Raw genomic sequence first — 18,915 nt, 5'->3', positions numbered from 1 at the left:
GCACCCCGCTCGCTCAGACGGCTTCGTGGGCGCCGAGCGACGCGTCCCAGAAGTTCGCTTCAATCTTGTGGCCGTCCGGATCCCTCACGAAGCACCCGTAGTAGGGCGGGCCATACAGGGGCCGAGGGCCGGGGGCGCCGTCATCGGTGGCGCCCGCCTTGAGGGCCGCCTGGTGGAAGGCATCCACCGCCTGCTTCGACGTGGCGAGGAAGCAGAAGTGCGTGCCATTGCCCACCGTCGCGGGCTTCCCGTCGATGGGGGTCTGGACCCAGAACTCCGGGAACTGGCGGCCGTAGGCCACCGCGTTCGGGAACTCCAACACCCGCCGGCATCCCAGCGGCGTGAGGATCGCGTCGTAGAAGGCCACGGCGCGCGCGAAGTCGTTCGTGCCAATGGAGACGTGGGACAGGATGCTCGGGTTTTCGTCGCTCATGGCGGCAGGGATAGCACGCGCGAGAGGGCCGGGTGGTGCGCGTCGCCACCCGGCGCCTCCTGCGCCCCAAGGGCTGACCGGCGCTCCGTCGTTCTAGAGGGTGTTCATCGAAGGGCAGTAGGTCGCGTACCCGTGGCCGGACACGGTGCCGTTCGCGTAGGTGGCGTTCACGTCGAAGGCCACGAAGTGCTTCGCGGGAAACGTCCCGGCCTCGATGCAGCTGGGGCAGAGCGAGGCCGCCACTGGCGTGAAGGTGAGGCCCGTACTGCGAACGGCGATCTGCGGCATGAGCGCGCCATCGAAGTCGAACACCACGGATGACGGTCTACCCCCCGTGGAGCCCGTCTCCGGGGTTGTGTCCACCGGTACCTTCACGAATTCGAGAGTGGCGATCTGCGGGGGGGTTGGCGAAGTGTCGGACGGGCACTCATCCGTCGCGCCATTGCTGAGTTCGATCCACAGCATCCAGGGGTCCCCGGCGTTCTCCGGCCCCGCATAGCCGAAGTAGGCGTGGTTCAGGACCACCTGGTTTTCGTACATCCGGGCCGTGACCGCGGTGTCCTGGCACGTACCCTCGCAGGTGGTGGAGAGGACAGTGCCTGCATCCGCGCTGGTGCCCGCGTCGGGTTCGGAGCCCGCGTCGGGCTCGGAGCCTGCGTCGGGCTCGGAGCCTGCGTCGGGGGTGGTGCCTGCATCGGGCTCAGTGCCCGCATCGGGAGTGGTGCCAGCGTCCGGAGTGATGCCCGCATCGGGCTCGGTACCCGCGTCGGACTCGGTGCCCGCGTCCACTTCGGTGCCCGCGTCGAACCCGGTACCGGCGTCGGGCGGTGGGCCTGCGTCGGGTCTGGTGCCCGCATCCGGCAGGGTATCGCCGTCATCGGAGCCACAAGCGGAAAGGGCAGGCACGACCGCGAGGGAGAAAATCAACAAGGAGAGAATCGAGCGTCGCAGGGTCATGCCGCGAATTGTCACGGGTTCCGTGCCAAGATGCGAGGGGGCTTGTCCCTGCGCGTCATCGCGTCCGGCGGAAACCGTTTTCGCTCCTCATGTGCGCCCACTATCCTGTGGTCACGAGCAGTCCGGCTTCGTGGCTGTCCGTGGGTTTCCCGTCAGCCACGTGCTGCCTACCCAGGAGATGAGATGACGCACGAGTACCCCCAGGAGCAGTTGCTGGCGTTCGTCCAGGCCATGGCCAACGTGGCGGCGAGCGATGGCCGCATCACCGACGAGGAGCGCCAGCAGCTCGACGAGGTGGTGCTGAACATCGGCCTGTCGCCCCGCGACCCGCAGGTCGCCGCGCTCATCGAGGCGGAGTTCCAGAAGCCCGGCCGGCTCACCGACATCGTCAGCAAGATTGAAATCCGCGAGCTGCGCGCCTCCCTGCTGCGCATGCTCGTCGAAGTGGCCTGCGCCGACGGACAGCTCGCCACCGAGGAGCGCGCGTCGGTGAAGGAGGCCGCCAGCGCCTTCGGCTTCGACGCCTCGGTCGCCGGCGAGCTCATCGACTGGACGCTCGACTCAATCAAGCTCGATCAGCGCGAGCGCGAGATCATGGCGAAGATGCTCTGAGCAGGCCCGCTCAAGCGCCCCTCGACGCGACGAGCGCGAGGTTGCGCGGAGACAGGCGTGGATCGAAAAGCTGGAGGAGCTCGACCTGGAAGCCCAGCTCCTCCAGCAGGATCGCGCGATCGAGCAGGAGCACGACCTCCAAGGCTCTCGCGAAGCGGTCCCTCAGCAGATGGCAGAGCAGCAGGTTCCGCGTCTCGGCGCGAACGGACACCTCGAAGGCCTCCAACGCGGAGTCCGTCATGCCGGGCTCGAGGCCCAGGCGCTCCAGGCGGTCGCGCGCGTACGCGGCGAAGCGTCCGGCATAGAGCGCCCGGGGCGCGTCACCTGCCCGCACGAAGCCGAGCTCGGGAAACCGCTGGCGTGACAGGAGATGAAACGCGAAGCGCCACGCGTACACCTGCTTCATCCGCGCGAACTCCACGTCGGTCTTGTGATGCCGTCCCCGCGTCGTCAGCGCCAGGGCATGCGCAGTGAAGGGAAGGGGATGCGCGCCCCCGAAGCGGGAGACGGGGAAGTCTCGCGGGGCCTCCAGCTTGTCGTAGCAGCAGCCGACGTTCAGCACGAAGCCCGCCCCCTGGCTCTTGCGAATCTGCGTGAGGGCGAGCGGCCCGCAGGTGTGCAGACCGATGGTGGCCCGGTCCCCGCCGGAGAAGAGTGGATCAATCCGTGGCTGGAGCCCGTCCTCGACGGAGGCCTGAATGAAGCTCAGGGTGCCCGCACCGGAGGAGCGTGACTTCGTCAGCCAACGCTGCCCCTTGTCCTGCAGCGCGCCGTCCCGGTCGATGCTGTGGAAGGTCCACCCGAACGTCCGGGCACAGAGGCGGGCGAGGTGTCCCACGCCGCCACCGATATCCACCGCCTGGTGGATGAAGCGCGTCCGGGGCGCGAGCAGGGCGAGCACCCGCTCGAGCTCATGGGTCTTCTTGGCGCTGAGCCCCTGCGTCTCCGACACCGTCAGTGCGTGCACGCCCTCATGCCACGGCAGCGCGGTCAGCTCCTGGAGTGTGCCAAGGAGCGAGACCAGGGACGGAGGCGGGGCGCCCACGAGGACGCCATGATCCAGTTGCCGCTCGCCCGCTTCATCCAGCGACCGGGCATGGGCCAGCCAGTCCTCGGGCCAGGCGGCGCCGGACTCGGGCCAGCCCTGGAGGATGGAGCGCGACCAGAGCGGGGCCCAGGGCCGGAGCAGCTGTGTGAGCGCCGCGAGTCGCGCCTGGAAGTCCATGCCGCACCATCCCATGCGCCGCCGCTCTCCGCGGGCTTGTAACTCGAAGGGTTACGGATGGGCGGCGCGTTGTGACCCATCGAGCCACGGTGGGCGCTCCCCAAGCCTGCGCCTCCGAGTGAGCGGCGTGTGGCGTGGGGACTGCAATGGGGGCGGGGGCCGGCCCCCCGTGCCGGCAAGCAGTCATCCCCTCAAATGAGGTTCAGCTCGATGAACATCCAGATCAAGGGTCGCCTGATGGCGGCCTCTCTCCTGTGCATGGCGGCGGTGGGTTGTGGTGAAGGGACGGCGTCCGAGGGCGACACGCTGATGGCGCAGGAGGCAAGCGCCACGCAGTGCATCGATGGCTTCAATGGCATCCGGAACTGCGCGACCGGCAACGCGACGCTGAAGTCCGGAACGAAGAGCATCGACGTTGCCGGGCTGAACACGGTGAGGCAGGACGGCTTCTCCAGCCAGTTCCCGCGTGCCTCGGCGTGGCGGATGGAGGCGGCCATCGGCGGTATCGGTGCGAAGGAGCAGGGCCTGTTCCTCACGGCGCGCGACGGCACCCGGGTGATCAGCACGCTGCGCATCGGGCTGGGCGGGTCCAAGGATCAGATGGTCCTGGAGCCCACCTTCCCGGGCACGAAGGGCGGCGCGCACTACGCGGCGGCCGTGTATTCGCGCGGGGCCCTGGTCGCGAAGGGCATCAACTTCAACAACTACGACCGCTTCATGCGGCCCTGGTGGTGGGACTTCGCGTCCTACTGGTACCCGTGCAACGTGGGCTTCAACGACCGGCTCCAGCTGGACATCGATGGCACGCTGGTGACGGCGCCCGGCTGGAGCTTCTACGGCGGCGGCTCCTACGGCCCGTTCTCCGTGGGGTCGGCCAGCGACCCGTTCCAGGTGGAGATCGACGGCAAGCTCGTGACGGGCGACCGCATTGATCTCATCGAGCTGCCGGGCAGCGGGACGCCGGCGTCCGTGGGCTTCACCGCCGTGGACGTGACCGCGGCGGCCACCCAGTTCACCCTCACGGGTGAGACCACGGCCCGCGAGAAGTAGGCGAGGGAGATGGACCGCACGCACGGGTAGACCGTGCGTGCGGCCGGGACTTCAGGAGGTTGCCGTCCTGCGCGAGCGGCGACGGCTCACTCCCCACGCCAGCATGGCCACCGCGCTCCAGGCGAGGCCACTGGTGCCCGGGTCCGTGGACGCACAACCGGAGCATGAAGGCGGCAGCGGCCCCTCCTCCGTGACGGGCTTGGGGTTCACCGTCACCTGGAAGGTGCAGTGGGACGCATTGCCCGCCGCGTCCTGCCCCGTCACGGTGACCGTCGTGGTCCCCAGCTCGAACACCGAACCCGACGGCTGGCTGTAGCCGAGCGTTGGCGCGGAGACCGCGTCCGTGGCGACAGCCGCCGCATACTCCACGCGAGTTCCCTTCACGCTGGTGGCCGTGGCGACGACGTTCGCCGGGCAGGTCAGTGCGGGCCCGGTCGTGTCCCGCACGGTGAGGGTGAAGGTGCACGTGGAGGCGTTGCCCGCCGCGTCCTCCGCCGACACCCGCACCTGCGTCTCTCCCAGGGGGAAGTCAGCGCCGCTCGGGTGGCTGTACGTCACGCGGGACGCGCTGGTGACGGCGTCCGAAACCACAGCGGCCGGATAGTCCACCCGCGTGGCCGTCGCGCTGGCGGCCTCCACGATGCGGGGCAGGGGACAGCTCAGTGCCGGCGCCACCGTGTCACGCACGGTGACGGTGAAGGTGCACGCGGCGGTGTTGCCAGCCGCATCCGTGGCGGTGATTCGCACCGGCGTCTCCCCAAGCGCGAAGCGAGACCCCGGAGGCGCGCTGGACGTCATCGTCACGGCGGGGCCGGAGACCGCATCGAACGGGGCGGCGGTGGAGTACGTCACGTTCGCGCCCGTGGCGTCCTCGGCCTCCACGACGACATCCGGGGCGCACCCCACCATGGGGGGCGTCGTGTCCCGCACGGTGACGGTGAAGACGCAGGACGACGCATTGCCCGCGGCATCCGTGGCCGTGACGGTGACCGGCGTCTGCCCCAGGGGGAAGCCATTGCCGGAAGCGTGGCTGTAACGCACCGTCGCGGGCCCTGACACCGTGTCCATGGCGGAGACCGCCGGGTACTCCACCGACGCTCCCATTGCTCCAGTGGCCTCGGCCACCACTGCCACCGGGCACGTGAGCGCGGGGGCAGTGGTGTCCACGACGATGACGGAGAAGGTGCACGTGGACGCGTTGCCCGCCGCGTCCTTCGCCGTCACCTCCACCTGCGTCTCCCCGAGCGCGAACCCACTCCCGCTCGCGTGGCTGTAGGTCACGGCAGGCGTCGCCGTGACCGCATCCGAAGCCTGCACGGCCGGATAGTCCACCCGCGTGTCCGTCGCACCAGTGGCCTCCACGACGAGGGGCTGGGGGCAGCTCATCTCCGGCGCCACCGTGTCGCGCACGGTGACGGTGAAGCCGCACGTCGCCCTGCGTCCCCGCTCGTCGCGCGCCATCGCGGTGACGCGCGTCGCCCCCATGGGGAAGACCGAGCCGGACGCCTGGCTGTACGTCACCGACAGCGCTCCCGTCCCCGTGGCGGCGGCGGGAGGGTAGGGGACCGAGGCGCCCTCGCCGCTGACGGCTTCGGCGAAGACATCCTCCGGACAGGTGATGGCCGGAGGCGCGGTCTCCGTCACCGTCACCGGGAACGTGCAGGAGGACGCATTGCCCGCGACATCCGTGGCCGTGACGGTGACGACGGTCGTGCCCACCGGGAACGTCGTCCCGGAGGCCTGGCTGTAGGCCACCGTCGCGGAGGACACGGCGTCCGAGGCCGTGGCCGCCGGGTACTCCACCGTCGCGCCATCGTCGCCCGTCGCCAGCGCCGACACGTCCGCCGGACAGACCAGGTCCGGCGCCGTGGTGTCCCGCACCGTCACCTGGAAGGAGCAGGCAGCGCTGTTGCCGGCCGCGTCCCGAGCCGTGACGGTGACGTTCGTGGCTCCCAGCGGGAACACGCTGCCGCTCGGATGGCTGTAGCTCAACGCGGGGCTGGCAGGGCTGTCGTCGCTCGCCGTCGCGGAGGGGAACTCCACCGCCGCGCCCTGCGGACCGGTGGCCGAGGCCACCACGGACGTAGGGCAGGTCACCGTGGGCGGCGTCACGTCGACGACGTGCCGTGCGTGCCACAGCTCGGCCCCATGCGTGGCATCACTGCCCTGGAAGTACAGCGTGTCCCCCTTGAGGACGAACCCGGTGGGCCGGTACGAGCCCGTCCCCGGCATGGCGAGGAACAGCTGCGTCCCTTCCGCGGTCCCATCCGACTGCCAGATCTCGGACCCCACGGAGGATCCGCTGAAGGCACTGAAGATGAGCGCATCCCCGATGACCTTCAGACCTTGCGGACTCGAGCCCGCGGCCCCGGGCCGGATGTCCTTCACGCGCACGGTGCCCGCCTCCGTCCCATCCGTGACCCAGAGCTCCCTGCCGCTCAAGCCGTCCTCCGCGCCGAAGAAGACCCGCCCCTGGTAGGGCGTGAGCTCGGAGACATAGGAGTGCGCCGCGCCCGGGGCGATGTCCTTCACGCGCACCGTGCCGGCCTCCGTCCCATCGCTCTTCCACAACTCCCGGCCGTAGCTGACGTCCTCCGCCGTGAAATAGAGCGTCCCGCCCACGACCAGGAAGTTGTCGGGGAACGAGAAGGGAGACCCGGGGTTGATGTCCTTCACGCGCACGGTGCCGGCCTCCGTCCCATCGCTCTTCCACAGCTCGAAGCTGGAGGTGGGATCCGTGGCGATGAAGAAGAGCGTGCCTGCCACGTCCGCGAAGCGAATGGGGTCGGAGCCCGCGGCACCGGGCCAGATGTCCTTCACGCGCACGGTGCCGGCGGAGGTTCCGTCCGTCTTCCACAGCTCCAGGCCGCTCGTGCCGTCGTTCGCCGCGAAGTAGAGCACTCCGCCCACGTTGCCGAACGCGGGAACACTCTGGGTGATGGACCCCGTGGCCCCGGCGCGGATGTCCTTGACGCGCACGGTGCCGGTCTCGGTGCCGTCCGTCTTCCAGAGCTCCTTGCCGCTGACACCGTCATCCGCCGCGAAGTAGAGCGTGCGTCCAACGCGCGTGAGGACGACGTCCTGGAGGTTCAGCGAGCCGGTAGCCCCGGGGCGGATGTCCTTCACTCGCACGGTGCCCGCAGACGTTCCATCCGTCTTCCACAGCTCGGCGCCGCCCGCCGCATCCTCCGCGGCGAAATAGAGCGTGTCCTCCACCCGGACGAATCCCGTCGGAGACGCACTCGCGGGGCCGGGGTTGATGTCCTTGAGGAGAACGGTCCCCGCCGCCGTGCCGTCGGTCTTCCACAGCTCGCGGCCATGAACGCCGTTGATGGCCGTGAAGAGGAGCGTGCCGTTCAGGTCCATCATGGACGCCGGAAACGAATTTCGTGGCGTCGTGTGGATGTTGCGCAGCAGCACGGTTCCCGCCTCGGTGCCGTCGCTCATCCACAGCTCCCGGCCATACACGCCGTCATCCGCCGCGAAGTAGAGGAAGCCGTTGCGCTGGACCAGGGACGAGGGGGCGGACCCGATGGCGCCGGGCCAGATGTCCTTCACGCGCACGGTGCCGGCGGCAGTTCCGTCCGTCTTCCACAGCTCCTTGCCGCTGACGCCGTCATCCGCCACGAAGAACAGGGTGGAGCCCACGGCGGTGAGCGAGGCCAGCGAGGGGCTCGCGGTCCCGGGGAGGATGTCCCGGACGCGCACGGTGCCTGCGTCGGTGCCGTCCGTCTTCCACAGCTCCCTGCCGCTGACGCCGTCATCCGCGAGGAAGTAGACGGTGTTGCCCACGGCGGTGAGCGAGGACGGCGAGGACCCCAGATTTCCGGGCCGGATGTCCTTCACGCGCACGGTGCCCGCCGGGGTGCCGTCCGTCTTCCACAGCTCGTCGCCGGTGGAGGCATCCGAAGCGATGAAGTACAGCGTGCCATTCACATCCAGGAATCCGGAAGGGTGGGAGCCTCCGGCGCCGGGCCAGATATCCCGCACGAGCTGCGTGCCCGCCGCGGTGCCGTCGGTCTTCCACAGCTCGAACCCGGAAGTTCCGTTATCGCCCTTGAAGAAGATGGAGCCGTTCGAGACCGTGAGCAGCGGTGGGATGTAGGGAGGCACGAAGCTGCCACTGCCGGGATTGAAGTCCTGGATGAGCGCGGTGCCGGCCTCGGTGCCGTCGCTGCGCCACAGCTCGAAGCCCAGGTTGGTGGTGCTCGCCACGAAGACGAGGGTGCCGTTGAGGTTCGTGAGCCAGGAGGATGCCCGCGCCCCGGGATACGTATAGAGCTGGACGGCGGTGGTCCCCCAGTCGAACCCGTTGCTCTTCCACAGTCGGTCGGTCCCGGCCTCATCCGTCGCGGTGAAGTAGAGCGTCCCGTTCATCGGCGTGAGCCAGGACGGATTGGAGTGGGCGTTGGGGGTGCCCACCGCCGCCTCCCTGTAGATGTTTTCAACGAGCACGGTGCCGGCCGAGGTGCCGTCCGTCTTCCACAGCTCGCGGCCGAACCAGCCATCGTCGGCGCTGAAGAACACGGTGTTGCCGACCGCCGTGAAGGACACCGGCCCCGCGCTGGGAAGCGAGGAGATGGACTTGAGGCGCACGGTGCCGGCCGCGGTGCCGTCGCTCTTCCACGGCTGACCGCCGATGAGGAATTCGGTGGCTTCGAAGTAGAGCGTGCCGTTGACGTTCGTCAGGGTGGTGGGGTTGGAGTCGGAGTCGCCCGGCCAGATGTCCGCCAGCAGCTCCGCCACCGGAGGAGTGCCTCCTGTCCCCAAGAGCCGCGAGGCCCGAGTGTCCACGGAGCCCGCTGCCTCCGGCGCGTCACCACAGCCCGCCGCCGTGAGTACAACCACCAGGCTGATGATCAGGCATTGCGCCTGGACTCCCCCTCGTCTCTGTTCGTGCATCCCCATCCCTTCGAAACGTCGGAGGGAAGCATCCCGGACGCAGGAGGGAAGAGCAATCCGGGTCAGGGAGAACCGGCCGCACGCACGGAGTGACCGTGCGTGCGGCGGCTGGGGCTTCAGGAGGCTACGGCTCCGTCCAGGGCGTGTGGCTGATGGGGCCCTTGATGAGGGTGAAGTACCGGGAGGTCGAGGCGCCCAGGTTCACCCAGCCGAACCCGTCGATGACCCGCGACGGCACGCTCAGTCCGATGGACACGTTCGCCACGTCGCAGTTGCCCAGGATGTGGCCCACGCGGATGGGCTTGCTGGCGGACGTCTGCGACTTGGTGACGAGCGTCGGCGCCTGGGTGACGACCCCGTCCTGCGCGAGCAGCGGGATGTTCCCGCTCCCTCCGGACACGCGCAGGCTGTAGGTGCCGGAGCCCTGGGGCTGCCACGCGGTGAAGTCCAGTTCCACCAGGTCGTTCTTGGTCACGTACGCCAGGCAGCCGCACTCCAGCGTGGGGTACACGCCCGCCGTGGGCGGCGTGGTGCTGGAGCCCACGCGCGGCAACTCCAGACGGACGCCGCAGCGGGTGTTGTCAACGAAGAGCAGCCGCGAGAAGGAGCCGCTCGGGATGGGCTGCTTGTTGGCGTCGAAGAAGTCCACCGTCAGGACGTTGTGGCCGTTGTCCGCGGTGGTGGTCCTCAGCAGCAGGCCCAGGTAGGCGTTGTACCAGAGGTCCGCCGGGTCGCGGATGGGGAACAGGCCTCCGGTGGAGGCGGTGGGCTGGTTGTTGAAGCGGGGCGGCGCGGCGGTCGCGTCCCACTTGAAGTCGTAGAACGTGTCCACGATGGAGCGCGTGAGCCCCGACGCCAGGTTCTTGAGCTTCACGCTGTAGAACCGGACCCCGCTGTTCCAGGCCAGCGGGTGGTTGAGCATCAGGCTCAGGTCCCCGCCGAAGGGCAGGTTGGGGTAGCCGCTGAAGTAGTAGCCGGGCGCGGAGCTGGTGTTGGCCTTGCCGTCGTCCGGCCCAGGCGTGGCGGGGTTCTGGACGGAGTTGTTGATGTAGTCGAACGGAATCAGGCCAATGCCCAGCATCAGCACGTTGGACACGGTGATGGAGCGGGTGAACCGGCCCATCTCCGTCGTGCACGCCACGTACAGCGTGCTGTCGGAAAAGACCTCGATGCTGGAGGGCCCGGGGGCCGGGGTGAGCGTGGTGCCTTCCGTGGTGATGCCCCCGGTGAGCAGGTCGACGCGAGCCACCTCCCGCGTGTCGGTGAGGGGGACGTAGAACGCGCTGCGCTCCGGGTTGGCCCAGGCGAGGAAGCCCAGCTGCGTGGTGCTGAGCTGGTAGGCCGGAAGCGAGACCTGGATGGGCGTGCTTCCCCCGACGTAGTCGGAGATGTCCACGGCGAAGACCTTGCCGCTGGACTCCGCGATGTAGGCCATCAGCGAGGGGCCGCTGCTGGACAGGAGCAGGCCCTTGCCGTTGGAGAAGCCCGTCACGACGGCATACGTCTCCTGCGTGGCGAGGTTGATGCGCCAGAGCTTGTGGGCATCCACCACGTAGATGAACTCCCCATCCAGGACCAGCTGCTGGGGCTCATCCAGGGGCTCGTAGGTGACGGGCTGCGGCTGGATGCTGAACTCGGGGTAGGGGCTGAGCGCGCTGCTCGTCCGCGGCGAGGAGAGGACGCTGTAGAGCCCGGAGTTCACGTCCAGGGCGCTGACGTACAAGGCCGTCTCGTATTCGGAGACAACCAGGTCTCTCACGTCCGAGAGCCCCGCGCCGACGCGGTAGGGATTGGGGCTGAGGGTGTAGGTCACCCACTCCATCCACGTCTGGGCGCCCAGCTTGTAGATGCGCAGCTTGGCGTAGTGGTACTCCGACGCGTAGTTGATGCGGACGGCGTAGAAGCGCCCGGTGGTGGACGACCCGTTCTCAGGCACGGAGTTGTTGTTCGGCACCGACGCCCAGTTGGCGGCCTCCAGGCTCGCGGGCGTGATCTCCGCCAGCGAATTGACGCCCGTCAGCGGCAGGATGCGGGCGAAGTTGCGGGCCACCAGGTTGGCGCCGGCGGTGTCCCACTGGACGTCCGCCGTGGCGAAGACGTTGAGGTTGATCTGCTGGCCCTTGGCGACCACCTGGCTCCGGGACACGAGCTGGGTGGCGGGGTTGACGGGCATCCACCACACCTCACCGGTGCCGACATCCGTGTAGTACAGATGGTCCGCGCCGGGGGTGTAGTGGGTGGCGGTGACCTGACTGAGGGAGGGGATTCGCGTCTGGTATTGCATCATCGCGGTATGTCTCCATCACTGCGTTGGTGGGGATGTCCACCAACGCGGGATACCCTGACATGACCGTCTGACATTTCTGGAATACCCGGAGTGCGTATGGGTATGCTGGAGCCATGCGAAAATTCCTGAAGGCATCCTGGTGGGTCGTTGCACTCAGTCTCCCCGTGGTTCTCATGGGAAACCCCGCGGCGGCGGGGGCACCGGCGGGGATTGACGACCCAGGTTCAAGACATACCCGGAGTGTGAAGGCTCCTCCGTTCATGGCCGTGGCGGGAGGCATGCGGCACGGCCTGGGTGTCACCCGGGACGGGAGCGTGTGGTCCTGGGGCGCGAATGACGGTGGGCAGCTGGGTCTGGGAGTCCTGGATGGCTATGGCTATCTCCCGCAGCTCGTGCCGGGATTGTCGAACATCGTCGCGGTGGATGCGGAGTGGGCCCACTCCCTGGCCCTGCGCTCCGACGGAACGGTCTGGGCCTGGGGTGGGAATGATTACGGGCAAGCGGGTGATGGCACCACGATCCGCCGCCCGACGCCATCCCAGGTGCCAATGGTTTCAAACATCACGGCCATCAGTTCGGGATTCACTCATGCGTTGGCGTTGCAGTCAGACGGCTCTGTTTGGGCCTGGGGTGGCAATAACAGCGGACAACTGGGCGATGGAACCCGGACGCGGCGCTTGTTCCCCGTGAAGGTCCCCGGGCTGTCGAACGTGGTGGCGGTGGCGGCGGGGGGATCCCACTCGCTCGCGCTGCGGAGCGACGGGACCGTGTGGGCTTGGGGAGAGTCCAGCGATGGCAGGCTTGGAGAGGGCTCAACGACACCGCGAGAATCGCCTGTCCGGGTGATGGGCCTGACGAACGTGGTCGCCGTGGCGGCTGGCGGCGGTCATTCGTTGGTGCTGCGCTCCGATGGCTCGGTCTGGGCCTGGGGGCAGAACTACTACGGGCAGGTGGGGAATGGGACGATCTACAGCCAGTGGTTTCCAGCGCCTGTTCCTGGACTGACCGGGGTGATCTCCGTGGAGACCGGGACAACCCATTCGTTGGCGCTTCGCTCCGACGGAACAGTCTGGACCTGGGGCGACAACTGGTATGGCCAGCTGGGGGATGACACCGAGTTGCGGCGGCTTGCCCCTGTTCAGGTGTCAGGATTGAAGAACGCGGTGGCCCTTTCAGCGAACCATCTGATCTCTTTCGCGCTGTGTTCGGATGGATCGATCTGGGGGTGGGGGTTGAATGTTGGCGGAGCGCTGGGGCAAGGAGAGACCGTCTTTCGGAAGTCCCCGGTCGCCGTGGCCGGACTCACGGATGTCGTCGCCCTGAATGTGGGAACTGGTTTTTCGGTGGCATTGCGTTCGGACGGATCCGTCTGGGCCTGGGGGGCTCATGAACGAGGGGGCCCCGTGGGTGACGGTTCCAGGTCTTCCACCATCGTGCCAACACAGGTGCCTGGCCTGCGGGACATCGTGGCTTTGGGGACGGGGTTCAGTCACTCACTCGCGGTGGCGATGGATGGATCCGTCTGGGCCTGGGGAAAGAATTGGTCGGGGCAACTGGGAGACGGCACGACGACGGATCGACCTCTCCCGACGAGGGTCGCCGGGGTCTTGAATGCCGCCGCCGTGGCCGGAGGAGACGGTTTCTCCGTGGCCTTGCTCGCGGATGGCACCGTCTGGGCCTGGGGGAATAACAGCCTGGGCCAGCTGGGGGATGGCACCACCGTTGCCCACCTGTTCCCCGTCCAAGCGCTCGGGGTAACGGATGTGGTGGCCATCGCCGCCGGGGCCAGTCATGTCCTGGCCCTTCGTTCGGACGGCACTGTCTGGGGGTGGGGCTCGAATGGTTTTTGGCAGCTTGGGGACGGGACTTATGTGTCTCGAAGCGTGCCTGCCAGGATCGACGGACTGTCAAACGTGATGGCGCTGAGCGCCAGCGGATTTCATTCCCTGGCACTGGGAATGGACGGAGCCGTCCATGCCTGGGGGTATAACCTCGATGGGCAGCTGGGAGACGGAACGCAGAACACGGGCATGTTTCCCGCGAAGGTCCCGGGCCTGACGAACGTGGTGACGCTGGCCGCTGGCCGCAATCATTCCCTGGCGCTCCGGTCGGACGGGAGCCTTTGGGGATGGGGAAACAACAACTATGGGCAACTGGGGGAGGGGACCACCCTGACGCGCCTGTCTCCGGTCCGGGCCCCTGGCGCCGTGGGGACGGCCGTGCTGGCCGTGGGGGAGTTTCATTCGCTGGCGTTGCGCATGGATGGAAGCGTGAGTGCCTGGGGCTCGAACAGCGCGGGCGAGCTGGGAGACGGCACGGCCATGTGGTTCACCCGCCCCGTTCGCGTTCCCTGAGGTAGGGCCGGCTCGGTGGTGCACGCGGCCGGAGGTGGTGCGTGAGCGCTTCGAGTCGCGCCTGGAAATCCATGCCGCACCATCCCATGCGCCGCCGCTCTCCGCGTGCTTGTAAACCGAAGGGTTACGGATGGGCGGCGCGTTGTGACCCATCGAGCCACGGTGGGCGCTCCCCACGCCTGCCCCTCCGAGTGAGCGGCGTGTGGCGTGGGGACTGCAATGGGGGTGGGGGCCGGCCCCCCGTGCCGGCAAGCAGTCATCCCCTCAAATGAGGTTCAGCTCGATGAACATCCAGATCAAGGGTCGCCTGATGGCGGCCTCTCTCCTGTGCATGGCGGCGGTGGGTTGTGGTGAAGGGACGGCTTCCGAGGGCGACACGCTGATGGCGCAGGAGGCAAGCGCCACGCAGTGCATCGATGGCTTCAATGGCATCCGGAACTGCGCGACCGGCAACGCGACGCTGAAGTCCGGAACGAAGAGCATCGACGTTGCCGGGCTGAACACGGTGAGGCAGGACGGCTTCTCCAGCCAGTTCCCGCGTGCCTCGGCGTGGCGGATGGAGGCGGCCATCGGCGGTATCGGTGCGAAGGAGCAGGGCCTGTTCCTCACGGCGCGCGACGGCACCCGGGTGATCAGCACGCTGCGCATCGGGCTGGGCGGGTCCAAGGATCAGATGGTCCTGGAGCCCACCTTCCCGGGCACGAAGGGCGGCGCGCACTACGCGGCGGCCGTGTATTCGCGCGGGGCCCTGGTCGCGAAGGGCATCAACTTCAACAACTACGACCGCTTCATGCGGCCCTGGTGGTGGGACTTCGCGTCCTACTGGTACCCGTGCAACGTGGGCTTCAACGACCGGCTCCAGCTGGACATGGATGGCACGCTGGTGACGGCGCCCGGCTGGAGCTTCTACGGCGGCGGCTCCTACGGCCCGTTCTCCGTGGGGTCGGCCAGCGACCCGTTCCAGGTGGAGATCGACGGCAAGCTCGTGACGGGCGACCGCATTGATCTCATCGAGCTGCCGGGCAGCGGGACGCCGGCGTCCGTGGGCTTCACCGCCGTGGACGTGACCGCGGCGGCCACCCAGTTCACCCTCACGGGTGAGACCACGGCCCGCGAGAAGTAGGCGAGGGAGATGGACCGCACGCACGGGTAGACCGTGCGTGCGGCGGCAGCGGCTCCGTCCAGGTTATGCTCCGCCGGCTTCAGCGTGATGAAGGAGCCGCCATGTCGACACACGTCACTCCCGATGCCATGGGGCTGCTCTGCGCGCTCATGCCGGGCGTGCTCATCCTCGCGTTCGTGGCCTACCAGTCGATGAAGCTGGTGCGCTTCCAGCGAGGCGCCTTCCGGTTGCCGGCCGAGGTGAGCTGGGTCGTGGGGGGAGAGGACTTCGCGCACCACTTCAGGCGGGGCGACGGGGTGGAAATGATGCGCGACAAGGAGTTCCGCCGCAGGCACCTGTACGGGCTCTGGGTGCTCATCCGTCCGGGCGACGGAGGGGACCTCCTGGAGATCGGGCTGCATACGGGCAAGGCCCTCAACTTCAAGCCAGGAGACACGCTCGAGGTGCTCTACAACCCGGAGCAGCCGCGGCACGTGGTGCTGCCCGGGGAGAACCTGTGGCTGGGCCTGGGCATGCTGGGAGCCTTCGGAATCTTCATCCTCCTGGCCCCATTCATCGTCGGGGTGCCGGGCACGGGCTGGTAGGCACCTTGAACAGGGAGGGCCGCGGCTTCACCTGACAAGCGCTGAGCTTCGAGTTCCGGGTTCACATGCGGGCCCACTCGATCGTCGCGGTGGGACAGAGCTCCGCCCTGGCGCCTCCATGGAGGCTCCCAAGACAACAGGCGGAAGGTGAGGGGAATTGGGCCCTCCTGGATTCGAACCAGGGACCAATCGGTTATGAGCCGACAGCTCTAACCGCTGAGCTAAGGGCCCTCATGTCTCTGACGCCAGACGCGCGCGGACTATAAACCCTTGCCGTCCTTCTTCACCACGCGGAACACCTGCCCCTTCTCCGTCACGGTGACGCCCTCCGCGCGCAGGCGCTTCGCCTGCTCGTGCGCCACCGGGGGTGCCAGCGTCCCGTCTGAACGGATGACCCGCCACCAGGGCACCTGCGTGGCCTGCCCCGGCAGGTGCTTCAGCTCCCGCCCCACGCCTCGCGCCGCGCCCGGCCTGCCCGCGTAGATGGCCACCTGCGCGTAGGAGCGCACCTCTCCCCGGGGAATGGAGCGCACCTGCTTCATCACGCTCTCGGAGAAGGGCAGGGGCTCTTGGGCGGGCTTCTTCGCGGCCACGGCGCACCTCACTCAGGGCGGAAAACGACGAAGGCCCCCGGTCCACTTGAGGGAACGGAGGCCTCCGGGCTCAACAGTCTACTTCAGCGGCTTCAGCTCTCCACGAAGGAGCGCAGGCGCTTGGAGCGGCTGGGGTGGCGCAGCTTGCGCAGCGCCTTGGCCTCAATCTGGCGGATGCGCTCGCGCGTCACCTCGAAGTCCTGGCCCACCTCTTCCAGCGTGTGGTCGCTCTTCTCGCCAATGCCGAAGCGCATGCGCAGGACCTTCTCCTCGCGCGGCGTGAGCGTGGCCAGCACCTTCCGCGTCTGCTCGGCCAGGTTCATGTTGATGACCGCGTCCGCGGGCGACACCAGGCTCTTGTCCTCGATGAAGTCGCCCAGGTGGCTGTCCTCTTCCTCGCCAATGGGCGTCTCCAGGGAGATGGGCTCCTTGGCGATCTTCAGGACCTTGCGCACCTTGTCGAGCGGCAGCTCCATCTTCTCCGCGATCTCTTCCGGCGTCGGCTCGCGGCCAATCTCCTGCACGAGGTAGCGGCTCGTGCGGATGAGCTTGTTGATGGTCTCGATCATGTGCACCGGGATGCGGATGGTGCGGGCCTGGTCCGCGATGGCGCGGGTGATGGCCTGACGGATCCACCAGGTGGCGTACGTCGAGAACTTGTAGCCGCGCTTGTACTCGAACTTGTCCACCGCCTTCATCAGGCCGATGTTGCCCTCCTGGATGAGGTCCAGGAACTGCAGGCCGCGGTTCGTGTACTTCTTCGCGATGGAGACCACGAGGCGCAGGTTCGCCTCCACCAGCTCGCTCTTGGCGCGCTCGGCGCGCTTCTCACCCAGACGGATGGCGTCGTAGTTGCGGCGCAGCGCGTCCACGGGGAGGTTGGCCTCCTCCTCCACGCGCTTGATCTTCCGCACCGCCGTGCGCACGTCGCGGTCCAGGACCTCCAGCTGCTCAGGGGTGAAGTTGAGCTGCTTCTGGAGCTTCTTGGCGATGTTCGGGTTCTCGCGCGACTCCTTGAGCTGCGGGCGCAGGTCCTTCATGTTGACCTGGTAGCGGCGCTCCAGGTCCCCAAGCTCCTCCTCCGCCTTCTCCACGCGCTCGATGAGGCCCTTGAGGTTCACGACGATGCGGTCCACCTGCTTCTTGTTCAGCCGCATCTCCTCCAGGACCTCCATCATCTTGGTCCTGAGGTCCTTCACCTCCTGCTTCAGCTCCTTCTTGCGGACCTCCGTGAGCTTCTTCTTCCCGGAGAGCTCCTCCTCCAGGACCTCGCAGTCCTTGGCGAACTTGCGGAAGCGCTCAATCTGCTTGGAGATCTGCTCGATCTTGTTGAGCTCGCTCTGCGCCAGCTGCGCGGGGGCGTCGCCCTCGGCTGCTTCGTCGGCGGGCTCTTCCGCGTTCTCCGACTGGGCCTCTTCGGGCGCGTCCTTGATGACGTCGCGCACGCGCAGCTTGCCCGTCTTCAGGCGGTTGCTGATGTCCAGGATGTCCGCCACGGCGACGCGGCAGGCGAGCAGCGCGCGCAGGACTTCCTTCTCGCCCTCTTCGATGCGCTTGGCGATCTCCACCTCGCCCTCGCGGGTGAGGAGGCTGACGCTGCCCATCTTGCGCAGGTAGAGGCGGACAGGATCGTTGGACTTGCCGCCCGGCTCGTCGTCCTCGTCCTTCTCGTCCTCGTCCTGGTCTTCCTTCTCTTCCTCGACGGCGACGGTGGGCTTGATCTCGTTGGACTGCGCGGCCTTCTGCGCGTCCACGATCTCGATGTCGTTGTCGCCGAACATGCTCATCACGTCGTCGATCTGATCGGACGACACGATGTCGGCGGGGAGGGCGTCGTTCACCTCGTCATAGGTGAGGAAGCCCTTCTCGCGGCCCGCGGCCAGCAGGTCCTTGACCTCCTTGCGCTCGGCGACGGGATCCTCCTCCACGTCGTCTTCCACGGCGTCCGGGTCCACCTGGACGGCGGCGGCGGCTTCCTCCGCGGCCTCCTCGGGGTCCACGTCGTCGGCCATGGCGGCGACGCCCTTCTTCTTCTTGACCTTCTCGGGCGCCTCGGCGGGGGCGTCCTTCGCCAGCAGCTCCTTCTCCTCAGGCTCCGCTGCCTTCGTGACCTTCGCCGCAGGGCTGTCCGGGGCCTTCTTCTTGCGGATCACCGGGTCCACCTTCTTCTTGGTGGGCTTCACGGATGCCTTGGGGGGCTTCTGCGTCGGCATTCGGGTACTTCTCCTTAAGAAAATCAGGTGCTTTGGCCTGGGCGAGCCGGCCGATCTACCGCAAAGTCGAGCTTTCTTACAAACGCGAACTCAAACCGGTTGCATTGGTCCCTTTGTTCCCGTTGGCGAGGAAGCGGGGGACAGCTCATCCAGGACGCGCTTGCGGAGGGCGAGCAGCTCCTTGCGCTCGGACAGGAGCAATCGCGTCTCCTCTGTCAAATCAAAAGCCCCCTGCGTCTGTTCCGTCGCTCGCTTTATATAAACGAGCCGCTCGTCAATGCGCTTCTTCATGATGTCGCGACAGGCGAGGACGAACTCCGTTTCCAGCTCCATTCCCCCCGGAGAGAGCCGGCGGCCGGCCTCCAGGAGCGTCCGCTTGACGACCTCGGAGGCCTCGAAGAGCGCCTCCTCCAGCCCGCGCCCGGACGTGGCCTGGGCCAGCACCATCCGCAGCCCCATGTGGGACAGCTCATCACACACGCGGAAGGTGTCCCGGGCGAGCAGCCGGGAATCCCGAAGGATTGCGGCCACATAGAGCGCTTCGGACTCCGGCGGGGGGCGCTCCGCCTGGGGCTTGGGCAC

12 protein-coding genes, 1 tRNA gene and 1 pseudogene are annotated in these 18,915 nt (G+C 67.8%); 5 read left to right on the top strand and 9 right to left on the bottom strand.

What is annotated here, in order from left to right; all coding sequences use genetic code 11:
• Nucleotides 1-13: 13 nt before the first annotated feature.
• Together D7X55_RS17640 and D7X55_RS17635 are read right to left on the bottom strand one after the other, a co-directional pair.
• Nucleotides 14-433, bottom strand: coding sequence for a VOC family protein (locus D7X55_RS17640; RefSeq protein WP_121723670.1), 420 nt, complete (start codon nt 431-433; stop codon nt 14-16).
• Between the two features lie 93 nt (nt 434-526).
• On the bottom strand, nt 527-1,390 hold the full coding sequence (locus D7X55_RS17635; RefSeq protein ID WP_121723669.1) for a hypothetical protein: 864 nt from the start codon (nt 1,388-1,390) through the stop codon (nt 527-529).
• 183 nt (nt 1,391-1,573) lie between these two features.
• On the opposite strand from D7X55_RS17635, the gene D7X55_RS17630 reads away from it, so the two are divergent.
• A complete protein-coding gene (locus D7X55_RS17630; RefSeq protein ID WP_120549109.1) occupies nt 1,574-2,002 on the top strand; it encodes a tellurite resistance TerB family protein in 429 nt (142 codons plus the stop codon).
• Between the two features lie 10 nt (nt 2,003-2,012).
• On the opposite strand, the gene D7X55_RS17625 is transcribed toward D7X55_RS17630, so the two are convergent.
• Nucleotides 2,013-3,227, bottom strand: coding sequence for a methyltransferase (locus tag D7X55_RS17625; RefSeq protein ID WP_121723668.1), 1,215 nt, complete (start codon nt 3,225-3,227; stop codon nt 2,013-2,015).
• Nucleotides 3,228-3,437: 210 nt separating this feature from the next.
• Between D7X55_RS17625 and D7X55_RS17620 the strand changes: the two genes are divergently transcribed.
• A complete protein-coding gene (locus D7X55_RS17620) occupies nt 3,438-4,277 on the top strand; it encodes a hypothetical protein (RefSeq protein WP_121723667.1) in 840 nt (279 codons plus the stop codon).
• 51 nt (nt 4,278-4,328) lie between these two features.
• Here the strand turns inward: D7X55_RS17620 and D7X55_RS17615 are convergent, their stop codons facing one another.
• Nucleotides 4,329-9,179, bottom strand: coding sequence for an ELWxxDGT repeat protein (locus tag D7X55_RS17615; RefSeq protein ID WP_158626386.1), 4,851 nt, complete (start codon nt 9,177-9,179; stop codon nt 4,329-4,331).
• A 124-nt stretch (nt 9,180-9,303) separates the two neighbouring features.
• Nucleotides 9,304-11,466 carry a hypothetical protein gene (locus D7X55_RS17610; RefSeq protein ID WP_121723665.1) on the bottom strand — a complete coding sequence of 721 codons (2,163 nt, stop codon included), beginning with the start codon at nt 11,464-11,466 and terminating at the stop codon, nt 9,304-9,306.
• 260 nt (nt 11,467-11,726) lie between these two features.
• Here D7X55_RS17610 and D7X55_RS17605 point away from each other — a divergent pair, with 260 nt between their 5' ends.
• The 3 genes from D7X55_RS17605 to D7X55_RS17595 all read left to right on the top strand — a co-directional run bounded on the left by D7X55_RS17605 (nt 11,727) and on the right by D7X55_RS17595 (nt 15,527).
• Nucleotides 11,727-13,820, top strand: a complete 2,094-nt coding sequence (locus D7X55_RS17605; protein ID WP_233609902.1) for an RCC1 repeat-containing protein — start codon at nt 11,727-11,729, stop codon at nt 13,818-13,820.
• 283 nt (nt 13,821-14,103) lie between these two features.
• A complete protein-coding gene (locus D7X55_RS17600; RefSeq protein WP_121723664.1) occupies nt 14,104-14,943 on the top strand; it encodes a hypothetical protein in 840 nt (279 codons plus the stop codon).
• A 101-nt stretch (nt 14,944-15,044) separates the two neighbouring features.
• Nucleotides 15,045-15,527: a DUF3592 domain-containing protein gene (locus D7X55_RS17595; protein ID WP_158616230.1), complete on the top strand. Its 483-nt coding sequence runs from the start codon at nt 15,045-15,047 to the stop codon at nt 15,525-15,527.
• 158 nt (nt 15,528-15,685) lie between these two features.
• Here D7X55_RS17595 and D7X55_RS17590 read toward each other — a convergent pair.
• From D7X55_RS17590 to D7X55_RS17575, 4 genes and pseudogenes are all read right to left on the bottom strand, one after another.
• Nucleotides 15,686-15,758, bottom strand: a tRNA-Ile gene (locus tag D7X55_RS17590).
• Between the two features lie 29 nt (nt 15,759-15,787).
• Entirely contained in the window at nt 15,788-16,120 is a 333-nt protein-coding gene (locus D7X55_RS17585; RefSeq protein ID WP_120549105.1) for an MGMT family protein, read from the bottom strand.
• A gap of 92 nt (nt 16,121-16,212) precedes the next feature.
• Nucleotides 16,213-18,333 (bottom strand): RNA polymerase sigma factor RpoD, encoded by a 2,121-nt coding sequence (gene rpoD / locus D7X55_RS17580; RefSeq protein ID WP_120549104.1) that lies wholly within the window; start codon nt 18,331-18,333, stop codon nt 16,213-16,215.
• A 90-nt stretch (nt 18,334-18,423) separates the two neighbouring features.
• Nucleotides 18,424-18,915, bottom strand: a pseudogene (locus D7X55_RS17575) (DNA primase); the annotation flags it as partial.

It is taken from the genome of Corallococcus sp. AB049A (assembly GCF_003668885.1).
Classification (GTDB): domain Bacteria; phylum Myxococcota; class Myxococcia; order Myxococcales; family Myxococcaceae; genus Corallococcus; species Corallococcus interemptor.
This window is presented reverse-complemented; position numbering and strand designations above follow the sequence as displayed.